Origin of the sequence: Nocardioides sp. CPCC 206348 (genome assembly GCF_048654705.1) — a bacterium.
GTDB lineage: Bacteria > Actinomycetota > Actinomycetes > Propionibacteriales > Nocardioidaceae > Nocardioides.
Genome location: NZ_JBMCZA010000070.1, coordinates 1 through 2,103 on the forward strand (window position 1 = coordinate 1; position 2,103 = coordinate 2,103).

A 2,103-nucleotide genomic window follows, 5' to 3' on the forward strand; every position below is an offset into this window, starting at 1 on the left:
TGTAACGAGTTCTCCGGACCGGTGACGAACGATGGCGGGACCGTGCTGGCACGTAGCCGGGACGTGCCATTGACCGTGGTGGGGCACAGTCCTAGCGTCACGAAGGGAGGAACGGGGAGGGAACCTCACCCCCAAGGCAGGCGGTTTCCCGATGCACGTCTCAGTTCGGGCTGCGCGGCGCGCAGCCGCGTCACCACCATCACGTAGGCAAGCCTCAGCCATCGGGCTGCTGTTCTTCGCCATCGTCATCGCCGGCTTCGGCGCCGACCCCGCGTCCGCGGCACCGAAGCCCGACGATCCCTCGCGCCCGGGACCCGCGGACGGACCGCGTGGCAAGCGCGTCCCGGGCGCCGAGCACCCCGGCGACCTCCCCGACTACGAGTCGGAGTCCGCCCGGGTGGGCAACCCGAACGCCGGTGAACCGGTGCCGAACCAGTACATCGTGGTGTTCAGGCCCGGACTCGCCTCGGCGAGCGACACGACCAAGGACATCGTCGCGAAGAACAACGCGAAGCTGAAGTTCAGCTACGGTCACGCGATCTCGGGGTTTGCCGCCGTCATCGACCCGGACCGCATCGACAACGTCCGCAACCATCCCAACGTCGCCTCGGTGGAGCAGGACTACTACGTCGGCCCCGAGGACATCGTCACTCCGGCTCCGTCCTGGGGCCAGGACCGCATCGACCAGCGCGACCTCCCGCTGAGCAACTCCTACAACGACTTCAACGAGGGCGCCGGGATCCACGCGTACATCATCGACACGGGCATTCGGCGTACTCACGGGGAGTTCACCGGCCGGGTCGGCAACGGCTACGACGCCGTGACGGCGGGCGGCACGGCCAATGACTGCAACGGCCACGGCACGCACGTTGCGAGCACGGTCGCCGGAGCGACGTACGGCGTCGCCGACAAGGCGATCGTCCACCCGGTGCGGGTCCTCGACTGCAACGGCAGCGGCAGCAACGCCGGCGTGATAGCCGGGATCGACTGGGTCCGGGCCAACGCCATCAAGCCCGCCGTGGCCAACATGAGCCTCGGCGGCGGTGTGAGCTCCTCGCTCGACACCGCGCTCAACAACGCGATCACCGCGGGCATCACGTTCGTCGTGGCCGCCGGCAACTCCAACGCCAACGCGTGCAACTACTCGCCCGCACGGGTTCCCGCGGCCATCACGGTCGGTGCCACGACGAACACGGACGCGCGGGCGTCGTTCTCCAACTTCGGCACCTGTCTCGACATCTTCGCGCCGGGCCAGAACATCACGGCGGGCTGGAGCACCGGCGACACGGCCGTCAACACGATCAGCGGGACCTCGATGGCCTCGCCCCACGTGGCCGGCGCCGCGGCGCTCTTCCTGAACGCGAACCCCGGCGCGACACCCTCCGCGGTCCGGGCCGCGCTGGTCAACAACAGCACGTTCAACAAGATCACCGCCGCGGGCACCGGGTCTCCGAACCACCTGCTCTACACGGGATTCATCGGCGGTGGCGCGACGCCGCCTCCTCCGCCGCCTCCCCCGCCGCCGAGCGGCCTGATCAACGGGGGCTTCGAGTCCGGCACCACCGGATGGACCCAGTACTCCGCCGCCGGGTACCCCCTCATCGGCACCTCGAAGCCGCGCACGGGCAGCTACTCCGTCTGGGCGCTCGGCTACAACAGCGGCACCGAGCGGATCTCGCAGCCGGTCGTGGTCAGCGGCACCGGCACGCTGACCTACTGGTGGTGGATGAACTCGAGCGAGGGCACGACCACCGCGTTCGACTACATGTACGTCCGTGTCCGCAACACTGCCGGCACCCTGCTGGCGACGGTGCGGACCCGCTCGAACACGGCCACCCGGGCCGCATGGGTCTCGGACTCCATCAGTCTGTCGGCCTACGCGGGCCAGCAGGTCGTGATCAGCTTCGAGTTCAGCAGCGACTCGTCGCTGGCCACGAGCTTCTACGTCGACGACGTGGGGCTCAGCTGACACCCGCACGAAGCAGTGGTGGCCGCGCGGCTCATGACCAGCCGCGCGGTCACCCGCAGTTCCTAGCTCAACAGGGCGTCGACGAACGCGGCGGCGTCGAACGGCGCCAGGTCGTCGGGGCCCTCGCCCAGGCC

1 protein-coding gene is annotated in these 2,103 nt (G+C 69.3%); it reads left to right on the forward strand.

What is annotated here, in order from left to right; genetic code table 11:
- The first annotated feature begins 151 nt into the window (after positions 1-151).
- On the forward strand, positions 152-1,969 hold the full coding sequence (locus tag ACOADB_RS03060) for a S8 family serine peptidase (protein ID WP_378596448.1): 1,818 nt from the start codon (positions 152-154) through the stop codon (positions 1,967-1,969).
- Positions 1,970-2,103 lie beyond the last annotated feature (134 nt).